The organism is Burkholderia sp. IMCC1007 (assembly GCF_027257875.1).
GTDB lineage: Bacteria > Pseudomonadota > Gammaproteobacteria > Burkholderiales > Burkholderiaceae > Burkholderia.
Window position 1 is genome coordinate 1 of record NZ_JAPVQY010000131.1, and the last position, 2,223, is coordinate 2,223.

General features: G+C 53.4%; 4 protein-coding genes. 3 read left to right on the top strand and 1 reads right to left on the bottom strand.

The genetic code is table 11. The features are described 5' to 3' along the window. The 3 genes from O1Q03_RS39860 to O1Q03_RS39870 form a co-directional block, all read left to right on the top strand. On the top strand, nucleotides 1-427 hold a 427-nt coding region (locus O1Q03_RS39860), incomplete at its 5' end, for an IS30 family transposase (protein ID WP_269506325.1). An 8-nt stretch (nucleotides 428-435) separates the two neighbouring features. Continuing rightward, a complete protein-coding gene (locus tag O1Q03_RS39865) occupies nucleotides 436-1,134 on the top strand; it encodes a hypothetical protein (protein ID WP_269511623.1) in 699 nt (232 codons plus the stop codon). Next, the gene (locus tag O1Q03_RS39870) at nucleotides 1,127-1,690 is read left to right on the top strand and encodes a hypothetical protein (protein WP_269511625.1); all 564 of its coding nucleotides are present in this window, start codon (nucleotides 1,127-1,129) and stop codon (nucleotides 1,688-1,690) included. Before O1Q03_RS39865 ends, O1Q03_RS39870 begins: the two co-directional genes overlap by 8 nt. Nucleotides 1,691-1,796: 106 nt before the next feature. Here O1Q03_RS39870 and O1Q03_RS39875 read toward each other — a convergent pair. Then, nucleotides 1,797-2,223 (bottom strand): IS30 family transposase (locus O1Q03_RS39875; protein ID WP_269500940.1); only part of this gene is annotated, 427 nt, incomplete at its 5' end.

A 2,223-nucleotide genomic window follows, 5' to 3' on the forward strand; every position in this document is an offset into this window, starting at 1 on the left:
CGTGCTCGTCGAACGCATGAGCCGCGCCGTGCTGCTGGCCAAGATGCCCGATGCGACTGCTGCATCGGCGCTCGCTGCCTTCACGACCAAACTGCAATCGCTCGTCGAGCCGCTGCGTCAAACGCTGACCTACGATCAAGGTCGCGAAATGGCGCGACATGCCGAACTGACGGCCGCGACCAACGTGCGTGTCTACTTCTGTGACCCGCACAGCCCTTGGCAGCGCGGCACGTGCGAAAACACCAACGGGCTGCTGCGCCAGTACTTGCCCAAGGGCACCGATCTGTCCGTCTACTCTCAAGAGGACCTCGACGAGATTGCTGACAACCTCAACACGCGACCGCGCGCCACGCTGAACTGGCACACGCCTCTGCAAATCCTCGCTCAGGTTCTGGCTAACCCCACGGACCGAGTTCCTGTTCAGTAACCCGCGAGGTGTTGCACTTCACTCTTGAAACCACCTATATGGTCAGCAGCACATCTTTACGGAAAGCTCACTTTCTGGCCCAAGTTGGCATCGAAACGGGTTGGTGGCAAAACCGCGAAGAAGTCGGAAATGAGAGATATTTCAGAACCATGTACGAACTGATCACCCCTGCAGAGGCAGGGGAAGACTATGATCGCGCGGTCGCACTACAACGAAATTTGCCCTCAGGGAGACGACCTGTCGAACTTCCAAACTCCGACTCAAAACCAAGGCCAACCATTAATCGGAAAGACTACATGGCAACCAGACCGGACCAGATATTAAAAAAAGCAGCAGGGATGGATAACGGCGTTGCAAACAGTGCCAATGGAGGATTAGCCGGCGACGGCAATAGATTTCGAGGCCGGGGTTTCTTGCAAATTACCGGCAGGCGCAACTATACGGACTATGGCAGGTACAGGTCACAAAATTTCACCACTGAGCCAAACTATAGGTTGCTCGCAACAAGCGACTACAACGCCTGTGATACATCGGGATTTTACTGGGCACGGGAAAGAGTTTCCAAATATTGCGACCGCGGTCATTTGCCGGAAAATGTGCGGCAGGTAGGATCGGTCATCAATCTCGGGAACCCGAATGGTACCCCGCTTCACAACGATCTCAGACTGTCCGCTTTCAATACGATATGGAGCAAAAGTCATGATTGATCGGAAATCAGCCATTTTTCTTCTCATCGCGACGTTCGCTCAAACGACCAATGCAGAAGAGCCGTGCTTCAAAGATATTGGCATTGAAGATTACAAACTCGAATCGTGCAAAATTTATTCCGAACAGACAATATCAGAATATTCCACGAAAAACCCACTCATCGACGACGATAGATTTTCGCACATGCCAATTTCCATCTCCATTTCAAAAATCAAGCCTGCCGACCATAAAAAGTTGCCATTCGAAAATAACATTTCCCCAACTATAGCCTCTCGCCTGCCTCACGAAGATCAAATCGTCGAGCGCAATACGCTGAATGATTCAGCAGCGAGAAAACTGCCAATTCCGGGATGGCAAGTGATCGGCGAGACGATCGTTTACCGCTCCAAAGATCCTGATGCCGGCATGACCATCATTTGCGCTCAAGCATCAAAAAAAATGTACCGCAATTACATAACTGTTTCTCAATGCAGCCCCTTCTACAGAGCCGATATAGATAGTTTCCAAAAAACACTCCAATATGTCGAGGGAGCGACGTCACGCCCGAGGAAATAACCAGAGCGATTAATCGCGACATGGCAACCCATCTGGGAGCCACTCTACCCTCGTGGATAGAAACGAAGCTTGGCGGTTTCAAGAGCGAAGTGCAACACCTCGCGGGTTACTGAACAGGGACTCGGTCGGTGGGGTTAGCCAGGACCTGAGCAAGGATTTGCAGAGGCGTGTACCAGTTCAGCGTGGCACGCGGTCGTGTATTGAGCTTGTCAGCAATCTCGTCGAGGTCCTCTTGAGAGTAAATGGACAGATCCGTGCCCTTGGGCAAGTACTGACGCAGCAGGCCGTTGGTGTTTTCGCATGTACCGCGCTGCCAAGGGCTGTGCGGGTCACAGAAGTAGACGCGCACGTTGGTCGCGGCCGTCAGTTCGGCATGTCGGGCCATTTCGCGACCTTGATCGTAGGTCAGGGTTTGACGCAGCGGCTCGACGAGCGATTGCAGTTTGGTCGTGAAGGCGGCGAGCGCCGACGCAGCAGTCGCATCGGGCATCTTGGCCAGCAGCACGGCGCGGCTCATGCGTTCGACGAGCACG

Bases quoted from the DNA above. Each gene is read 5' to 3' on its own strand.
- O1Q03_RS39870 (WP_269511625.1), top strand. From the start codon at position 1,127: ATGATTGATCGGAAATCAGCCATTTTTCTTCTCATCGCGACGTTCGCT.